The organism is Chitinophagaceae bacterium (assembly GCA_016713085.1).
Classification (GTDB): Bacteria; Bacteroidota; Bacteroidia; order Chitinophagales; family Chitinophagaceae; genus Lacibacter.
Genome location: JADJPV010000001.1, coordinates 2494694 through 2514555, shown reverse-complemented (window position 1 = coordinate 2514555; position 19862 = coordinate 2494694). Strand labels below are relative to the sequence as shown.

16 protein-coding genes and 2 pseudogenes are annotated in these 19862 nt (G+C 38.9%); 6 read left to right on the top strand and 12 right to left on the bottom strand.

Annotation, left to right across the window (positions count from 1 at the left end):
• Positions 1–162: 162 nt before the first annotated feature.
• The 7 genes and pseudogenes from IPK31_12105 to IPK31_12075 form a co-directional block, all read right to left on the bottom strand.
• Positions 163–1280: pseudogene (locus tag IPK31_12105) on the bottom strand (ABC transporter permease).
• On the bottom strand, positions 1277–2440 hold the full coding sequence (locus IPK31_12100) for an ABC transporter permease (protein ID MBK8088627.1): 1164 nt from the start codon (positions 2438–2440) through the stop codon (positions 1277–1279). The pseudogene IPK31_12105 and the gene IPK31_12100 overlap by 4 nt, the downstream one beginning before the upstream one ends.
• 62 nt (positions 2441–2502) lie before the next feature.
• Positions 2503–3246 (bottom strand): ABC transporter ATP-binding protein, encoded by a 744-nt coding sequence (locus IPK31_12095; protein ID MBK8088626.1) that lies wholly within the window; start codon positions 3244–3246, stop codon positions 2503–2505.
• A gap of 1 nt (position 3247) precedes the next feature.
• Positions 3248–4165 carry an ABC transporter ATP-binding protein gene (locus IPK31_12090; protein MBK8088625.1) on the bottom strand — a complete coding sequence of 306 codons (918 nt, stop codon included), beginning with the start codon at positions 4163–4165 and terminating at the stop codon, positions 3248–3250.
• Between the two features lie 54 nt (positions 4166–4219).
• Positions 4220–5155, bottom strand: a complete 936-nt coding sequence (locus tag IPK31_12085; GenBank protein MBK8088624.1) for an HlyD family efflux transporter periplasmic adaptor subunit — start codon at positions 5153–5155, stop codon at positions 4220–4222.
• A gap of 10 nt (positions 5156–5165) precedes the next feature.
• Positions 5166–6418, bottom strand: a pseudogene (locus IPK31_12080) (TolC family protein).
• A 42-nt stretch (positions 6419–6460) separates the two neighbouring features.
• The gene (locus tag IPK31_12075) at positions 6461–7078 is read right to left on the bottom strand and encodes a TetR/AcrR family transcriptional regulator (GenBank protein MBK8088623.1); all 618 of its coding nucleotides are present in this window, start codon (positions 7076–7078) and stop codon (positions 6461–6463) included.
• 148 nt (positions 7079–7226) lie between these two features.
• Here IPK31_12075 and IPK31_12070 point away from each other — a divergent pair, with 148 nt between their 5' ends.
• Positions 7227–7595: an SPOR domain-containing protein gene (locus tag IPK31_12070; GenBank protein MBK8088622.1), complete on the top strand. Its 369-nt coding sequence runs from the start codon at positions 7227–7229 to the stop codon at positions 7593–7595.
• Between the two features lie 60 nt (positions 7596–7655).
• On the opposite strand, the gene IPK31_12065 is transcribed toward IPK31_12070, so the two are convergent.
• On the bottom strand, positions 7656–8813 hold the full coding sequence (locus IPK31_12065) for a homogentisate 1,2-dioxygenase (GenBank protein MBK8088621.1): 1158 nt from the start codon (positions 8811–8813) through the stop codon (positions 7656–7658).
• 277 nt (positions 8814–9090) lie between these two features.
• On the opposite strand from IPK31_12065, the gene IPK31_12060 reads away from it, so the two are divergent.
• Positions 9091–9591 (top strand): metallophosphoesterase family protein, encoded by a 501-nt coding sequence (locus tag IPK31_12060; GenBank protein MBK8088620.1) that lies wholly within the window; start codon positions 9091–9093, stop codon positions 9589–9591.
• A 60-nt stretch (positions 9592–9651) separates the two neighbouring features.
• Positions 9652–10749 carry a histidinol-phosphate aminotransferase family protein gene (locus IPK31_12055; GenBank protein MBK8088619.1) on the top strand — a complete coding sequence of 366 codons (1098 nt, stop codon included), beginning with the start codon at positions 9652–9654 and terminating at the stop codon, positions 10747–10749.
• 148 nt (positions 10750–10897) lie between these two features.
• On the opposite strand, the gene IPK31_12050 is transcribed toward IPK31_12055, so the two are convergent.
• Complete coding sequence (locus IPK31_12050) at positions 10898–11338, bottom strand: hypothetical protein (GenBank protein MBK8088618.1); 441 nt, start codon at positions 11336–11338, stop codon at positions 10898–10900.
• Between the two features lie 114 nt (positions 11339–11452).
• On the opposite strand from IPK31_12050, the gene IPK31_12045 reads away from it, so the two are divergent.
• Positions 11453–11815 (top strand): hypothetical protein, encoded by a 363-nt coding sequence (locus tag IPK31_12045; protein ID MBK8088617.1) that lies wholly within the window; start codon positions 11453–11455, stop codon positions 11813–11815.
• Here IPK31_12045 and IPK31_12040 read toward each other — a convergent pair.
• The 3 genes from IPK31_12040 to IPK31_12030 form a co-directional block, all read right to left on the bottom strand.
• The gene (locus IPK31_12040; protein ID MBK8088616.1) at positions 11802–13211 is read right to left on the bottom strand and encodes a PAS domain-containing protein; all 1410 of its coding nucleotides are present in this window, start codon (positions 13209–13211) and stop codon (positions 11802–11804) included. The genes IPK31_12045 and IPK31_12040 overlap by 14 nt on opposite strands.
• 11 nt (positions 13212–13222) lie before the next feature.
• Entirely contained in the window at positions 13223–14566 is a 1344-nt protein-coding gene (locus IPK31_12035) for a PAS domain S-box protein (GenBank protein MBK8088615.1), read from the bottom strand.
• Positions 14567–14697: 131 nt separating this feature from the next.
• Complete coding sequence (locus IPK31_12030) at positions 14698–16950, bottom strand: PAS domain S-box protein (protein ID MBK8088614.1); 2253 nt, start codon at positions 16948–16950, stop codon at positions 14698–14700.
• Positions 16951–17587: 637 nt separating this feature from the next.
• On the opposite strand from IPK31_12030, the gene IPK31_12025 reads away from it, so the two are divergent.
• Together IPK31_12025 and IPK31_12020 are read left to right on the top strand one after the other, a co-directional pair.
• Entirely contained in the window at positions 17588–18454 is an 867-nt protein-coding gene (locus IPK31_12025) for a hypothetical protein (GenBank protein MBK8088613.1), read from the top strand.
• Between the two features lie 18 nt (positions 18455–18472).
• Entirely contained in the window at positions 18473–19837 is a 1365-nt protein-coding gene (locus tag IPK31_12020) for a T9SS type A sorting domain-containing protein (GenBank protein ID MBK8088612.1), read from the top strand.
• Positions 19838–19862 lie beyond the last annotated feature (25 nt).

The window sequence follows — 19862 nt, the reverse complement described above, 5'->3', positions numbered from 1 at the left end:
AAGTAAACAGAGTTTCCCGCAGAAACCCAGTATTGAAGTCTGTTTGAGGTTATTTATTTACGCCATCGATTGCGTAAAGCCGTTTCGTTTTTTATACCCATTTGAGCTGAATTAAAAAGCAAAGATTTGTCTTCCTTATTATATAATATGTGATTTTATTTACTATGTGCGCTTTCTGTAGCTGAAAACAGCCCATGTATTCAATACAATTGCAAAAACGGCCATGATGAGCAGATGCATTCTGATATCGCTTAATGTACTCCCTTTCAGCACTACCATCCGCATTACTTCAATAAAATAAGAAACAGGGTTGAACCTGGTGACCCATTGTGCCCAAACCGGCATGCTGTCGATGGAGGTAAAAAGTCCGCCCAACAAAACAAAAATCATCATCAGAAAAAAGAAATCAGCATTGCCTGTTGCTGAGTGGATACATAGGTTGAAACAAGCAGGCCCAATCCCAGTACTGCCAGTAAATAAACTGCAGCAAAAACATAAATAGGGAGAAAGCCCCCCACAGGTATAATTCCGTAAACTACTCTTGCAATCAAAAGACCAATGCTTAAAACAAGCAAACCAAGCACCCAAAAAGGAATCAGTTTCCCTAAAATAAAATGATGTTTCTTAACAGGAGTTACATTAATCTGTTCAATTGTACCAATTTCTTTTTCCTTTACAATATTGATTGCAGAGAGAATTGCGCCAACAATCGTTAACAGCAAAACAAGAATTCCCGGCACCATAAAATATTTGTAATTCATCGACGGGTTATACCAGTTTGATGAAGTAACTTCTATCTGTGTGTGCGGGCGGAACCTGTGAAGCTGAATCCACTCCAGCCGAACTTCCCTGTTGAAATCCATCAGAATATTTTGCAGATAGGCACTTCCCAAACTTCCTTTAACACCATTAATTGCGTTACTCGCAATAAAAAGCTTCGCTTCACTTTCTTTGATGAGTTGCTTTTCAAATGCTGCAGGGATTTCCAATATCAGATCGGCCTTATCATTTTCAATCTGCTGAAACGATTCCTGAAAAGAATTGGAATAATGAGTAAGCTGAAAATATCCGGAAGCAGTGATCTTTGAAACCAGTTGCCTTGAATAGGCTGAATGATCAAGATCGGTAACCGATAATTTGATATTCTTTATTTCATAATCTGCTGCCCACGGCAACACTACGAGTTGAATAACAGGCAATACAAAAATGAGCCTAAGAATCATGGGGTCACGAAAAATCTGCCTGAATTCTTTTTGTAATAAAAATTTTAATGTTCTCATTGCAGGCGGATTTTAAAACGTTTAACAGCTACCGTTAAGAAAAACACCATCATACCGGCAAGAACAAGTGTTTCTTTCCATACGCCTCCTATTCCCAATCCTTTTATCATTACTGACTTTACAATACTGTAATACCATGATGCCGGCACAATTTTCGAAATAGTTCTCAATGGCAAAGGCATATTCTCAACCGGAAACATAAAGCCGCTTAATAAAACAGTTGGCAGAAATAAACCAACCAGCGAAATAAACATTGCAGCCTGTTGCGAATCTGTTACTGACGAAATCAATAACCCGAGCGACAGGGAAACCAATGTAAACAAAACGCTTTCAAGCACGAGTAAAGAAAGACTGCCATTAATCGGCACTTCAAGAACATATACACTCAACAATAAAATCGTAGCAATATTAATAACCGATAACAGCAGGTAAGGAATGGCCTTTGAAAACACAACTAATTGCGGTTTCATTGGAGACACCAGCATAATCTCCATTGTGCCCGTTTCTTTTTCCCGAACAATGGTTATTGCCGTCATCATTGTACAGACAAGCAGCAGTACCATAGCCATTAAGCCCGGAACAAAATTGTAGGCCCCTTTCAACTGAGGATTGTACAGCATTCTTGTTTCAACTTTAATTGTATAGGGCAGTTTTGCATTATTGGTGATGCGGTTCTGGTAATCCATGATTCTGGCTGTTGCATAATTCGTCAGTGCATTCGCAACATTTGGATCGGATGCGTCAGCAATTAACTGAACAGTTGATTTATTGACATGCTGCAGGTTTTTGTTAAACTGATTAGGGAAAACAACCACCAGTTTTATTTTTCCTTTCCGGAAAGCAGCTTCAATTTCTTTATAGGAATGAAGATTCTGTTCCACATCAAAATAACGGCTTGCATCCAGTTCATTAATCAACGATGCTGTTACAATATCTTTCGACTGATCCAGTACCGCAATTTTTGAATTCTTTACTTCATTAGTTAAAGCGAATCCAAAGATGATGATCTGCACTACTGGCATACCCAGCAGAATAAACATGGTTCGTTTATCTCTCCAGATATGCAGGAATTCTTTTTTTACAAATGAGAGAAACTGATGCCCCCCCGCCCCTAAAGGGGAGCTTCTATGCTTCACTATTTTATTTGTATCATCTTTCATTTTTACTTTTATATTATCTGCAATCAAAAAGAAAACTACCTGCTTACTATTTACACATTTAATCACTCTGTTCGTACTGCCTTTCTTGCCAGCTTTAAAAACACTTCGTCCATTGATGATGCATGATGAATCTTCCTCAGCCCGGCAGGAGTATCAAGAGCTTCCACTTTCCCATCAACCATAATACTTACCCTGCTGCAGTATTCAGCTTCATCCATATAATGTGTTGTTACGAAAACAGTAATCCCCATATCTGATGCCTGGTATATCATATTCCAGAACTCACGGCGGGTAACGGGATCAACACCTCCTGTTGGTTCATCCAGGAAAACAATTTCAGGTTCATGAAATACAGCAACAGAAAAAGCAAGCTTCTGCTTCCATCCAAGCGGCAACGACCTCACCAGCTTATTTGCTTCCTTTTCAAGATGCAGATGATCAAGAATAAATGCTGTTTTCTGTTTGATAAAAGCATTGCTCTTTCCATAAATACCACCATAAAACTGCATATTTTCTTTCACTGTTAAATCTTCATACAATGAAAACTTCTGACTCATGTAACCGATATTCTTCTTAATCTCTTCGTTCTGTTTATACACATCAAAACCTGCAACGGTTGCCTGTCCGCTGGTGGGCATCGACAAACCGCATAACATACGCATGGCAGTTGTTTTGCCTGCACCATTGGCGCCAAGAAAACCAAAGATCTCTCCCTTGTATACATCAAACGTAATCTCATCAACGGCTGTAAAGTCGCCGAAACGTTTGGTGAGCTGGTGCGCTGTTATAATTTTATCAGTACTCATATTAATAATCCATCAGTTGCATAAAACAATCTTCAATATCCGGTTCAGTGAGCATAACCTCAAGTTCAGTATGCTGTTTACTTTGCAGATATTGCTGCAGATCTTCTTTACTTTTTTCATCCTTCATAATTACATGATGATAAATACCGGAGGGATAAGCATGCTTCACCGCATCAAATGCTTTGAGATCGTTTAATAAATGCAGCATATTTTTTGCCCTGACCCCCCATAAAGAATGACCGAATGACTTTACAATTTGCTGCGGAGTATCAATGGAAAGAATATTACCGTTCTGCATTAATGCTACCCGATCACACAAACCTGCTTCATCCATATATGGAGTAGAAACAAGAATTGTAATGCCCTGTTGCTTCAAACGTTTCAGCATTTCCCAGAATTCTTTTCTCGATACTGCATCTACACCTGTTGTTGGTTCATCCAGAAATAAAATGGATGGGCGATGGATTAATGCACAACTCAGCGCCAGTTTTTGTTTCATACCGCCTGATAACTTTCCAGCTTTGCGGTCTTTGAATGGTTCAATCTGTGAATAGATATCTTTGATGAGATCGTAATTCTCTTCAACCGAAGTATTAAAGATGGTGGCAAAAAAATTGAGATTTTCCTGTACTGTTAAATCCTGGTACAATGAAAACAGTCCGGGCATGTAACCAACTCTCCGCCGAATTGTTTTATAATCTTTCACAACATCAAACCCATCAACTGATGCAGTTCCGCTATCGGCTAACAGCAATGTTGTAAGAATACGGAACAAAGAAGTTTTACCTGCACCATAAGGACCAATAATACCAAAGAGTTCCCCTTTACTTACATCAAATGAAATATCATTCAGGACAGCAACTTTTTCTTTTTTAACTCCGTACGACTTGATAATATGCTGTGCTGAAACGCTGATCATAATTTTTGCCTCTTGAATTGGTCAGACCACGAGGCGTGGGCCGACCTGATCTTTCTACTTGAACATTACTTCTCCATACATTCCAATCTTCAGATAGCCATTGTTCTTTACATCAATCTTAACTGCATAAACAAGGTTGGCCCTTTCTTCCTTTGTCTGAATGGTTTTTGGCGTAAACTCCGCTTTATCAGAAATCCATGTGATGGTTCCGGGTAACTCTTTGTATTTATCCTTTCCGTCATCAATTAAAACCTTTACCTGCTGGCCTAATTTAATTTGCGAAAGCTGATCGCCTGTAACATAAGCACGGAGTTTCATGACTGTCAGATCAGCAATTTTATACAATGCCTTTCCTGCTGCTGTTAATTCACCTGCTTCAGCATACTTCGTTAAAACAGTTCCGTTGATCGGATTCACAACATCGGCACGCTTTAGCTGATCATTCAGCTGTGCCACTCTTTTCTGCAATGGTTTATTTTCGCTGAGAATACTTCTGTTTTGTGTGGAAACATTGCTACGCTGTACCGCAATCTGGTGCTGCGTTACAGTCATTTGCTTTGTCACCACATCAATTTGTGCATTAATATCATCCAGTTGTTTTCCCGTTGCAGCATCCTGACTGATAAGATTTTCAATCCGCTTTTTTTCATGCAGCAAATTGCTGAGTTGTGATTGCTGCACCGCCAATTGATTTTGTAATAATTGAACCTGCGGACCAACATCAGCTGTTTTATCACCTAATGAACTGATGCTTGCTTCCACCTGCTCCTTTTGTAAGGAGATGCCTTCTGCATCAACAGTTCCAACGACTCTGCCCGATGAAACAGTATCGCCTTCACTTATATTCAATGAAAGAATTTTTCCATTGAGCTCAGAAGAAACAATTACTTCTGTTGTTTCAAATGTGCCCGAAGCATCGAATTTATTTTCGTTGTTCTTACAGGCTGCAAATGAAACTGCTGCCATTACTGATAGAATAATTTTTCGCATACGCTGTATTTTATTTGCCCTTGATAGTTTGATAATTAATTTGTGCCTGTAATAATTGCAGCTGGTGTACAATGAGTGATTGCCTGGCCTGGTCTTCAGCATTTACTTCACGCAGGAAATCATTGGCTGTAATCACTCCGTTTTCCAGTTGTGCTTTTGCTGCATCCTTCACCATGATACGCAGGTTAATGATCTCTGCATCTTTTGCAATCAGCTGATTGATTTTATCAACTTCTGCCTGCTGCTGTTTTAACTGGGTATTCGTGTTGAGAAGGAAAGCATCCTGCTGAATCATTACAATTTTCTTATTCACTTCAATCAGCTCTTTCTCTTTCTTAGAAGTATACAATCCACCAAAGGCCCAGTTAAAACGAACTCCGGTTATATAGTAAGCCGCAAACTTATTTTCAAGCATGGTCAATCCCGGCCTTCCATAACCTCCTGCAGAAACAAACTGGTCTTTGGAAGATTCTTTGCTTTGATGATATTGTTTTGCCCTTCCAGTAATTTTTGCTGCGATTGAAAAAGTTTTAATTCCGGCCGAAGAATGGTTTGTTCCGCAGTTGCTGAAACAACAGCCGGCTTTTCAAAAACAGTTGCAGCAGAATATGTTTCGCCTGTAAATAAACTCAACACATCCATCAAACCTGTTCTGGTAGCTTTCAGCTCTATTACACGTTGATCAACTTTTAAAATCTCTGCTTTCAACAGGTTAAGATTTGACTTAAATGCCACCCCATTCTGCACCTGCGCATCAATTTTTTTTAATCCTGTTTCAAGATCTTTCCTGATCAGTTCAGTTTGTTTCAATTGTTCATCAATGAACAAAATGCTTAAATAAATCTGGTTGATACGATCAGTGAGTTTATACAGTTCCACTTCAATCTTCTGATCTTCCACTTCTGCATTTATGCCCTGTATACTTTTCTGTTGCTTTGTTAACCCGCCATCATAAATCATTTGATTCACATCGGCCACAATCCTGTACTGATCTTTACTTGGAGGTACAATGTTTACACCTGGAACAGAAATTTTTACGCTGGTAACATCTGATTGATAAGAAGCCTGACCGCTTACTGAAAGCTGCGGCAGGTATCCCTTTTTAAGATTATCAACATTGATCTCTTTTGTTTGCCTGATCAGATCTTTCTGCCTGATCAGTGGATAATTCTGTCTTGCCAGTTGATTCACTTTCTCCAGCGTTACCGTCTGTGAAAAAGAAACCTCTGCAAGAACCAGGAATAAAAACAGCATTTTCTTCATGTAAAAAATATTTAACCAAATAGTTAATTAGTAACAAAAAAATTATTTTCGGATGGCATCAATAATAAACTTTGGAATTTCTTTTCTTCTTTGCTCCATTGCATGCCTGAACTGAAATTCATCCAATCCCAGGTTCAGCTGAAACATGGGCTTGGCAATAAAAGGAAAGATCGTCATCGAAATCAGGTTCATCAGCAGGTGTAATGGGCTGATCGGTTTAATATTCCCTTTTTCCACTTCTTCCTGAATCTGTTTCAGAAAATTTGTCGGGTCAGGTTTGTTCTTTGTACCCCACACTTTCTTCATAAAGTACATTGGGTCCTGCATCATTTCATTCATTACAAACAAAGGCAGGTAAGGGTTTGCAATCACAATCGTAATATACTCGTCACAGAATTTTTCAATCTTTTCAAACAGCGGTTCATCTGAATTAAAAATTGCATTCACTCTCGGGAACAATTGACCTGCGGCTTCTAAAAACACGGTTTCAAACAGCTTTTCTTTGTTCTCAAAGTGATAGTGAAGCAGGGCTTTGTTAATACCGGCTTCGTCAGCAATATCCTGCATCCGGGCACCATACATCCCCTTGGTTACAAACACCTTTCGGGCAGCATCAAGGATCTTTTCTTCTGTAGTCTTATCTTTTACCAGTTTAGACATAAATTTAACCAAATGGTTAACAAATGTAAAAACTTGTTGCATACCTGCAAATTTTTTTTTACCGGGCCTCAAATTAGCGGTTCATTAAAAGAAAAGCGGCAAATATGATTCTGGCTTGCATTTTGCCTGTTCAGTGTATCCCGACGTAATGCAGATCAAAAAAATCATTTATACCATTTTCATTCCTATTGTTCTGGCGGCCTGCACAGGCCCAAAGACAACCAGTACTTCGGCTCCAACTAAGGAAAAAACTATCACAAAAAAAATGGTGAATGGCTACCAACTGCAGGTACTAAATACTATTGACAGAAATGAAGCTCTCAACGCAAAATCATTGCTGCTCACAAAATACCCACAACAGAAAACATTCCTGATGTTTCAGAGCCCCTACTATAAAATACGATTTGGAAATTTTTTGACGCAGGCTGAAGCAGTGAGTTACCAAAAAAAAATCAAATCTAGCTTTACCAATGTTTTTGTAATACCTGCGAAGTTTGAAATAAAAGTGAAAGAGTAAAAACATCCTTCAAAAAAAAAGAGCTTTCTTCAAACTCTTTTCTCTCTTTTGATCTTTCCGCTATTCAGCCCAACTCATTACATAATTTCCATTTTCAATATCCAGTGCCTGTTTTGTAAGCATCAACGGACGGAAGGTATCTACCATTACCGCCAGTTCTTTGGTTTCTTTAGCTCCAATACTTTTTGCAACAGCACCGGGATGCGGCCCGTGGGGAATACCGGCAGGATGTAAGGTGATCATTCCCCTTGTTACATTTTTGCGGCTCATAAAATCTCCATCTACATAATAAATTACTTCATCACTGTCGATATTGCTGTGATTATATGGTGCAGGAATGGCATCAGAATGATAATCGTATAAACGTGGCACAAAAGAACAAACCACAAATGCATTGGTTTCAAAGGTTTGGTGTACAGGTGGTGGCTGATGCACACGACCTGTAATGGGTTCAAAATCATGTATAGAAAAAATGTAGGGATAACAGCATCCATCCCAGCCTACCACATCAAAAGGATGGGTTCCATAATGCAGTCCGTACAGCATTCCTTTCTTCTTTGCTTTAATCAGGTAGTCACCTTTTTCGTCAATCGTCTGTAAATTCTGCGGCTCACGGATATCCCGTTCACAATAAGGTGAATGCTCCATGAGCTGACCATATTTACTCATGTATCTTTTTGGATAACGCAGCGGAGTAAATGATTCAACAATAAACAAACGATTCTTTTCATCATTAAATTCGATCTGGTAAATTGTACCTCTCGGCAAAATGTTAGAATCTCCATAACCGAAAGTTAATTCGCCATACTGCGTTTTTACTTTGCCTGTTCCTTCATGTACAAAAATCATTTCGTCTGCATCTGTGTTCTTGTAATAATAATCCTTCATGCTTTGCTGCGGTGCTGCCAGTACAATATGACAATCACTGTTCACCAAAACAGGCACACGGCTTTCGAGAAAATCTTTCGCCGGCTTTACATGAAAACCTTCAAAGCAACGATGCTGCAGCATTTTCTCTTCTGCAATAATTGGCGATACATCAATCTGCGCTTCGGTTTTAATGATCTGTGTTGGCGGATGACAATGATACAGCAATGAATAATCATCACTGAATCCTTCTGTTGAAAATAACTGTTCGCTGTACAGTTCCCCGTTTGGTTTGCGGAATTGTGTATGACGTTTGTGTGGAATAGTTCCCAGTTTATAATAATGAGGCATAATGATTTGGTGATTGGTTGATTTGGAAATTTGAAAATGCGGTATCCAGCTTCATGAATACGATTAAGCCTTGGTTGTGTCACTCACTTGTACGTTCATATGTATACTGTGCATAGAATGAACTGTAACACACTCAATCATCAGTTTCGTGACAGTTCAAGTGTCGAAAGAAGAAAAATATATTTCCACTTCCGTTTATCAATCCAATAAGTGAAATTGCGGTGGAATGGCATAGTGATCGTTTCAGATTTAAAACTACTAAACTTTATTTATACAATTGACACGCATTGGACTTATATCAGATACACATGGTTTTCTTGATGAAACGGTATTCAAACATTTTGAAGACTGTGATGAAATTTGGCATGCCGGAGATTTTGGAAATATTGAAATATCTAACCGTCTGGCCGATTTGAGCGGCCTGACGATAAAAGGGGTTTACGGAAATATTGACGGGCAGGATGTAAGAAGCATCTACCCAGAGCAACTTGTTTTTATGTGTGAAGGCGTGAAAGTAATGATGCGGCATATCGGCGGATCACCGCCAAGGTATAATCCTGAAACAAGGAAGGAATTGCTGCTTCACCAACCCTTATTATTCATCAGCGGTCACTCTCACATTTTAAAAGTGATGTATGATGATAAGATCAATTGCCTGCACATGAATCCCGGTGCGGCTGGCAAACATGGCTGGCATAAAGTAAGAACCATTATCCGTTTTGCAATTGATGGAAAGGATATGAAAAATTGTGAAGTGATTGAACTGGGTAAACGCTGACGGGTTTCTATAGGAACAAACAGCTTTTTGAATTAACTTACAGGAACTAAAACAATAACCATGCAACGTCGTGAACTACTGAAACAAACCGCTCTTACCCTTGCAGCTTTTACTTTGAGCAGGGATCTTTTTGCAGCTGAAGCAGAAAAACAATTCCGGTTCCCTGATGTTGAAAAAATCATTAAGTTAAGTTCAAATGAAAATCCGCATGGCCCTTCCCCTGCTGCACGGAAGCAAATGATGGATGCGGTAAATGGCAGCAACCGCTATAAATTTGAAATTACCACACAATTAAGAGAGCAGATCAGTGCACTCACCGGTCATACTAAAGAACACATTGTAATTGGTGCCGGTTCGTCTGAACTATTGGGCTTAACAGCTATGTGGGCTGCCATGCAAAAAGGAAATGCAGTTGCACCCGATCCCACTTTTCGTTTATGGATGCCGGCAGCACGTAAAACCGGGCTCGATATTAAACTGGTTCCTTTAACAGATAAAAAAGTAACCGACCTGCAACGGATGAAAGAAGCAATGACCCAGCAAACGAAACTGGTTTATATCTGCAATCCAAATAATCCAACCGGTACAGTATTACCGGCAAATGAACTGGAAGCATTTATTAAAGATATTGCACCCAAAGCTATCATCTTATTAGATGAAGCATATACAGAATTCAGCAATGAACCCTCCATGGCACACTTGGTAAATGATTACCCAAACCTGGTGATTGCTAAAACCTTTTCCAAAATTTATGGTATGGCGGGTGCCCGGGTTGGGTATGCACTGGCACATCCAACAACGATCAAACAATTAAATGATCTGCAGCCATGGGCTAATGCAGGTGCAAGTGCGGTATCAGTGGCAGGTGCACTGGCATCATTGAAAGACAAAAGCTTTACTGAATTTTGCAAAAAGGAAAATGCACTGGCACGAACTATATTTTGCAAGGCACTGGAACAGGAAGGCATCCCATACATTCCCTCACACACCAGTTTTGTTTATTTCAATACGATCAATTACAGGAAAGATGTAAAAGCTGTTCTTGAAGCAAACAGGATTATTGGCGCCCGCACATTTGAAGAAGGAACCAAATGGTTACGATTAAGTGTAGGTACACAGGAAGAAATGAAAAAAGTAGCTGCTGCTTTACTAGCATAATTTATAAATTCGCTGTTGAACAATTCAGCCTTAACCTGTAATTATGCCGTTTCTGAAAAACATTCCCAACCTTTTGTTCAATAAAGACATTTCAGAAAAATAAAAAAGGAGAATCAAATGATTCTCCTTTCAATTTTTTATCAGAGGCTTACATTCCCGGGAACCAGGGTCTTCCAATTCCTTCTCTGAAAGGCCATGGAATAGCTGCAAGGAGTAAGATCAGCGCCACGAGGTACAACCATTTAGCTGCATTAAAATTCAGTGTCTTTGCTTTTCCCCTGGCTATTGTAATTAATACAATGGCAAGTATCATGGCTGTAATATGTTCTACCACCCAGAAGCGGGCAAAAGAATCTTTCATTACTTCGCCAAAACCACCTTTTAATTCAATGAGGTGAAAACCAACTGCCTGGCTGTTGAAATACTGAAACAATCCAAGTATCAGAGTAATATGTGCAGCAATCAGCAACCACAAACTGGTTTTCTGTATTCCTCCATTTTTTGTAAATGCCTGAATTAATGAAATAAGCAAAAGGATCAGAATGACCCAGCGTAAGGCATTGTGTAAATGAATCAGTCCCTGTAGCATAATTTATTTTTTTTCAAATCTAAGCATTGATTGAATCATTATTCAGAAAATTAACACTTTTTGATTTATTTCAGCGGTCGAAATTGTTAGATTTATTAATCAAACTGACTGACTATGAAAAAAACAGTTATTACCGCAATCAGCATTTTTATCTTTTTTACTGCTTCTGCACAGTTTGTTGTAAAAACAGACTCTATGCCTGTTACTGGCAAATTAAATTACGAGCTATACAATTCATTGCGAATTATTTCCAATAATCAAAAAGGAATTGTTTATGCACTTCCACAGGATAATATGCCTGCATTAAGACCCGACACAAGTATTGCTTATCATATGCCGATAAAAGGTTACAAACAAAAACCTAGAATACTAACGTATCCAAAACTGCCAGAGCCAAACCCACTGCTGCAAAGAAAGCAAAAGGATTCGCTTATGATATTAACGCCATCTGGCCCGAAGCGAATCAAGATCCACTAACTATTTCCTGTTCAGCAAATGCATTCTCCGGTATTTCAACAATTATTTCGCATCCTTTACCGGGTGCGGTTTTCAATTTAAATTCTCCGGCAAATACTTTGGCCCTTCGTTTAATATTTTCAAGACCAATCCCATCTGTATGTGCTTCCTGATCAAAACCAAGCCCGTTATCAGCAATCTTAAACACAAATGAATGTTTAATTTTTTTAAAGCTCACGGTCACTTCTGTTGCCTTTGCATGCTTCATAATATTATTCAACTGCTCCTGTAAAATGCGGTATAAATTAATCTGCAGTTTATGAGGAATAGGAATTTCTTTCATCCCCTTCATTTGTAATTTTATTTTAATCTGCTTATTAACATTAACCGTTTCAAATAAAGACTCAAATACCTGTTCCAGCGAAAGATTAGCAACAGAAACCGGTGCCAGCTGATGCGACAGTCTTCTGATTTCAGCAATCGCTTCTCCCACATGCTTTTCACTTTCATTAATAATGGATGCAGCATTCTGTCCCCTCTCCATTTTTTCTTTTCCCAATCCCATTAACAGCATAGAGGCAGCTAAAATCTGGTTCACATTATCATGCAGTTCCATTCCAATCTGGTTCCACTCTCTTTCCTGTGCATCTATTACTTCTTTTTCAATCCTGATGGCAATCTCTTTTTCACTGGTAATATCCTGCATAGAACCAATCATTCTTTCAGGCTTCTTATCAACACCGTAAATGATAAAAGCACGGTCAAGAATATACCTGTAGTTCCTGTCAGCAGACCGGTACCGGTATTCAACCTGCACCACAGCCTTCTTTTTTTGAAATGCCTTTTCAAATCCCTCCTGTACTTTTCGCCTGTCGTCGGGATGAATATTCATGTCCCACCCTTCTTTTGCATTTTTTACTTTCGTTACTTTATAGCCAAAGTTTTTTACAATTCCCTGGTTATAAACAATCACATTGTTCAGCACATCCCAATCCCAGATGGTATCGCTGGTAGCTTTTGAAAGAATGTCGTACCGTTCAAGAGCATTCATGATTTGTGTTTCAGCTTCCTTTCTTTTTGTTATATCTGAACGGATGGTAATATACTGGAAAGGTTTTCCCTGATCATCTAAAAAAGGAATGACCGTTGAATCAACCCAATAAAAAGAACCATCCTTTGCTTTATTCTTCACCTCAGCCCGCCATACTTTACCATCTGTTACAGTATCCCATAAGTTCTTATAATGTTCCTTATTGTGATACCCTGATTTCAGTATGCGGTGACTCTGGCCTTTCAGCTCATCCAGGCTGTAACCGGAAATACGGCAAAAATTTTCATTCGCATACTGAATATTCCCTGTACTGTCTGAAACATCAACAATAGAAGATTGATTCAACGCAAACTTGTAATCCTCCAATCCTTTTTCTATTATTTTTTCTCTGTAATATCAATCATCAAACCTCTCAGCTTTACAGGTTCATTATTTTCTACCACAACTGTTACAATATCGTGCAGCCATACAACTCTTCCATCTGCAGCAATCATCCGGTATTCAAAATCATGCGATTTTTTTTCACTTGTATACTTTGCACAATAATTTACTGCCCACTCCCGATCGGCTTCATGCACATGATTTGGCCAAAAATCTTTTTCAGTGATCCATTGCTGTGCCGGGTAGCCTAAAATCTGTTCGGCCTGCATGCTTACAAAATTGAATTGAGTTGATTGTGCGTCAGCTTCCCATACAATACCTTCAATTGTATTGACTAAACCTGAATAGTTATCGATTGATATACGCAGTTGCTCCTGGATTGCCATCCGTTCAGTAAGATCACGAATAATAGAAAGCAGGTTCCCATCGGGTAAAACCTGTGATCTTACTTCTGTTAAAACAAATCCTCCGCCTTTCCGTTTAAAATTCCGCTGCCTTAAAGTTGATTCTCCAGGCTTCAGTTTATTATAAGTCATGGGATTGGATTGAATTTCTTCTTCCAAAAAGAAATCTGTCACTTTCATCTTAAGCACTTCCTCCTTTGTATAACCCAGCATATCCAGCCCGGTTGTATTTACATCAAGAATAGTTCCTGCAGCATTATAAATAGCAATGCCATCACCTGCATTATCAATGAGTGAGTGATACTTTATTTCGCTTTCCCTGATAGCCTTTTCTGCGGTTACCTGTTTTGTAACATCACGGAAATTGCCAATGACCCCATGTACTACAGTATCATTTATTAAATTATTCAGAGCCCCCGATATCCAGCGCCAGCTTCCATCTTTGTGCTTAATCCTGGGAATAAATTCAGGATTGTATAACCCTGGATTAGTCAGTAATTCCGTGTAAATTTCCACAACTTTACTATGATCATCAGGATGGGTTATATCAAGCAAGCCTGTATTCAGCAGTTCTTCTTCATCATAACCCAGTACAGTTTTAATAGATGGTGCGATATACCTGAACTTACCCCAGCCATCAAGAATAACCACCCCATCGTTACTGTTTTCAATCAACGCCCTGTACAATTTTTCTTGTGTTTGCAGTATCTCTTCTGCTTCTTTCTTTTCTGTAATATCCTGAATAGTACCAATCATTTTAACCGGCAAACCATTTTCATTGAACTCCAGGTCACCAATTCCATGCGCCCAGAATGACTTCCCGGTTTTTTTGTTGACAAACATATACTCCTTGTCAAAGCGTTGTTTTTTCCCTATTACATCCTTTATAAAATATTCCTGAACCATATTTACATGATCAGGATGTATAAGTGACACCCAATCCTGCAGTGTATGACTGTCAGCTGCTGATAATCCAACATAATCATCCAGCTCAACAGAAAAAATCCATTCGCCGGTAACCAGGTCCAGTTTATAACTGCCAATCTTTGAAATACGCTGTGCTTCGCTTAAAAAATGCTCACTTTCCCGAAGAGCCTGCTCTGCCTTTTAACTTCAGTCATATCCCGGGCAGCAGCAATCAATACATCCTGTCCAAAATACTTACCTCTGTTAACAATTACATCTTTTGGAAAAATTTCTCCGTTTTTACGAACAGCCCAGAAATCAAAGCGGGCAGGAATACCGGTATCAGACACCTTCTGCATTTCCTTTTGTATTTTATCCAGATCATTACGATCAGGTGCAGCAACAGTTGCCGGAGATTGTCCGATGAGTTCTGCCCTTGTAAAAAGATACATTTCTTCTGCACCTTTATTTACATCAATAAATGTTCCCGCAGCATCAAGAATATAAATAGCTTCTGAAACAGAGTTGAAGATATCGAAATAGCTTTGATGAGCCAGTTGAAGAGATTGCTCTACCTGTTTGCGTTCAGTAATGTCCTGAATTGTGCCAAGCATTTGCTCTGCATTACCGTTACTGTTAAATGTTAAATCACCAACACCATGAACCCAGTGTGTTTCGCCTGTTTTTTTATTAACAATTTTATACTCCCTGTTAAACCGATTATACCCGGCAGATACTTCCTTTTCAAAATATTCTTTCATCATTTCACGATGATCAGGATGTAGGACAGATTCCCATTCTTCCATAGTATGTACTTCGCTTTCCCTGATCCCGAATATATTTTCCAATTCATGAGAACATTGCCACTCACCTTTACCCATTTCAAGTTTGTAACTTCCAATTTTTGAAACCCGTTGTGATTGATTCAGCAGTTGTTCGCTCTCTTTCACTTTTTCCTCAGCCAGCTTACGTTCTGTGATGTCTTTCGCAATAGACAAGACAGAAACTACTTTCTGTTCTTTATCTACTATCGGGACAAGGGAGTTTTCATAAATTCTCAATACGCCATTATCTCCAAAAGCAGTAAATATAAATTGACGGGGTTGATTTGCATTTATGCATTGTTCAAAATGCTTACGGAACAATTCTTTTGAGTCATCAGCCATGAAGTCGTACATTTTTTTCCCAACAAAATCTTTGTAAGAATATCCTTCTGCAAAATGATTCAGGAAAAGATAATGGCCATCCAGATCGTGCAGGGCAATATAATCGGGAATAAATGTTACAAGCTTACTCCATTTCTGCTCGCTTTCATGCAAAATTTCTTCAGCTCTTTTCCGTTCAGTAATGTCACGGATAATCAATTGCACAGAAGGTTTGCCATCATGCACAATTGGTAATGCTTTTACCTCTACATCAATTTCAGTACCTTCAAGACAAATAAATTTTTCTTCAGCTAAAGGCAGAATGTTCCCTTCATCTGCAGCTTTTTTCATCCGTTCAACAACAAATGGTCGGTAATCAGGATGAATAAAATCAAGAATGAATTTACCGATCAGCTGCCCCTTGTTTGCTGCCCGCATTAAAACAAGAGTTTCTTTGTTTACAAAAACAACTTTCTCCTCTGTATAAATAACAATTGCTTCAGTCCAGTTTTCAACCAGCTCCCGGTACTTTTCTTCACTTTCCTGTATTTTTTCTTTTGCTTTATAGAGTTCGCTGTTATCCCGCATGATAACAATGGTATGTTCCTCTCCATTTGATTCTGTGAAATAATTTGATTTGAGACCAACCTGAATTTTCGTTCCATCTTTTCGTATTGCCCTTACTTCTCCTTCTGCTTTGCCTGTTGCTTTTCTTTCCTCTAGCAAAACCTGCAATTGCGGATCGGTCGCATCCATTAAACCACCTCTTCCCAATGAACATATTTCCTCTTCTGATCTGTCAAACAAACAGCATGCTGCCTGGTTGGCAGCATAAACAGTACCGTCAGTATATCCAAGAACTACAGCATCCATACTGTTTTCAAAAAAAGCTTTATACTTCAGCTCATTGGATTGAAAAATCCCCTCTTTCTTTTTCCGTTCTGTAATATCACTGAAGCAAATAGAAACTCCCCCCGGTGATTGATAGATATGATTTTCAAACCACCGGTCATGTGCTGAATTATATTCTTCCAGGTAAATATGCTGTTTACTCTGTCTTGCTTTTATATATGCGTCGTGAATGGGTTGATTGGCTGCTTCAGGAAATTCTGTCCAGATATGTTTGCCCATCAATTCCATGGGCTTACGCTCAAGCATATCGCCGGCAATCTGGTTCACATAAACAAAACGGTCCTGGACGTCAAGTGTAATCAATGCATCGGGAATCAGTTCCCGGATTTGATAATCGGAGTAGGATTTAGTTAACATACAATAAAGAGGAATAAGAAGTTTTGCATACTATATTACTGAAGGCAAAAATATCGTAACCATCAGTTAAGAGTTATATCAAGTTATTAATCTACAGCAGTTTTGCAAATACACGATTTAAAAAAAGCTGATACTAATCAGCTAAACTGTTAAAACGGGGCCAAAAGTTACAACAACCCAAAATATGCCTGTGTAACAATTCATCTGATTCTGCTTTAACATTCTTACAGGCAATTTATAAATTTACGCTTTTCTTCCCGGCATTTTAAGCAACTCCTCCGCCGCTATACCGTTTCCACAACTATCATTAAATAAAAACACTTAGTTCAGAAAAATACATTTTTCTGCTGACCATAGTCATAAAACACAGCAGGCACATGTTTTAAGTTTGTTAACAGCAAACAGAATTGTTCTGAAACAACATCGGCTAATCTGTTTACTGACTGACACTCCTGAAAATCCGATATATGAAGAAATCCAGATCCCTGTTGAACCACTGTTCATTCCTTCCGCAGGCAACCCAATCATTTATCTCCAAAAACATTTCATTGAACGACGCTGCTGTTGGCTTCTTTATAGTCATCTGCATCATCTATATGCACTGATCAAAACAACTATTACCAATAAAACCATTCTTATGAAAAAAGCATTATACCTCTTAAAACTTACGTTGTTTTTAATCCTGATAACATTCAATCAGGTATATAGTCAAAATGTAGCCATCAACACAACGGGTAATGCACCTGACGTTTCAGCTATGCTTGACATTGTGAGCTCAAACAAAGGATTGCTGCTGCCAAGGGTTTCGCTTACATCAACTACAGACGCTGCTACAATTGTTTCACCTGCAACAAGCTTATTGGTGTACAATACAAATGCAGGTCTTACAGGCGATAATGCAGATGGTGTTGGTTATTATTATAATGCAGGCACATCCGGTTCACCTTCATGGACAAAGCTTGCTCCGGTGGGCTTAAGGTGGGATGACCTGAGGGTTACATTAGATAAAGGCTCAAACGCTGCTTCCTTAGAATACCTTACAGGAAGTTCAGGCCCTCAGATCTGGTATTTCCGGAATAATGAAGGAGTTGAAGCTATGTCATTTACTGTTCAATTACCTCATGGATGGAAAGAAGGCAGTACTATTCACCCTCACCTTCACTGGTTACCGAAATCAACAGCTACAGGAAATGTTGAATGGAATTTTGAATACAGCTGGGCTAATTATGATGCTGCAACACCGGAGGTTTTCCCGGCTATTACAACCAGTACAGTTACATCAACCGGTCCCTTCACAGCAAAAGCACACTCAATAACTTCATTAACTACAGGTAATACCGGCATTGATGGTACAGGTAAAAAAATATCCAGTATTCTCATCTGCCGAATCTGGAGAAATTCAAGTAACAGTAATGATACTTACAGTGCAGATGCCGGCGTCTTGTTTATGGATTTTCATATTCAGATAGATGGTTACGGCAGCCACCAGGAGTATATAAAATAATAACTAAACCATATTTCGATGAAAACATATATACCAATTTTATACTCTCTGTTCGCCACCATGCTGTTGGTGCCAATGTGCATCATGGCACAGGGCATCATCAATACAAGTGGAACTCAGCTGGTTGTTGACGGGGCAGCCTGTATTGTCATAAACGACGGCGGCTTTACTAATAATGGTACATTTTCCAAAAGCACAGGTTCGGTTGTATTTTCAGGAAGTACTGCAACAGCCAATTCATTTATAGCAGGTACAACAACAACAGATTTTTATAATTTAACCCTCAATAAATCTGCAAACGGATTACAGTTAAATAGAAATATCGGGGTATCGAACCTGGTTACATTTACCAGTGGTGACAGTATTTTTCTGAATACCTACAATGTTGACCTTGGCAGTAACGGAAGTTTATCGGGCGAAACAAGTTCGAAAAGATTCACAGGTCAAACAGGCGGATACATTATGATTACACAATCATTAAATGCTCCTTCCGCAGTAAACCCGGGTAACTTAGGTATGGAAATTACAAGTGCCGCAAACCTGGGGAGTACAGTGATCAAACGGGCACATACTGTTTACAGAGACAGATCTGTCACCCGTAACTTCGATATTACTCCAACCAACAATGCTGCACTGAATGCAACATTAGTATTTAATTATTTCCATTCTGAATTACGAACTACTATAGAATCAACCTTAAGTACTTATTCAAGCAGTAACGGCGGTACAAATTGGTTTTATATTAGTGGCGGACCAGACCTAAACACCATCAGCAATTACATAACCAGTACGAATGTAAACTCACTGCACTTGCTTTCTTTATTCAGTCTTGCCGATTTACCTGTTCACCTTTTGTACTTAAAAGGAAAAGCAATCAACAGGAGTGCATTACTTGAATGGGCTACCAGTGGCGAAATTGACAATGATTACTTTGATGTTGAACGCTCAGCTAACGGAATTACGTTTTTAAAAATTGGAACAGTAAAAGGCAGCGGCAATACAAGTATTCAGAAAACGTACCAGTATACCGATGAGCACCCTCTGACAGGAACAAACTATTACAGGATAAAACAAGTGGATACCAATCTTGATTTTATGTACTCAGGAATCGTTTCAGTACAGATTACAGAACCGGCGATTGGTATCAGTCTTTCGCCTAACCCGGCAACCAACCTGTTATTTGTTAAAATAAACGGACTGGAAGCCGATGAAATAGACCTTAAACTGATGGACCAGCACGGAAAAATTTATAAATTCATTTCACTGAAATGCAAAAAAGGTGAAAACAATTTTACCATTAATATAGAAGATTTGCCAAAAGGCCTCTATTACATTAATCTTTCGGGCAAAAACAATCAATCTGTGAAATTCCTTAAAATGTAACAACAATACAGAAAACAACATCGTT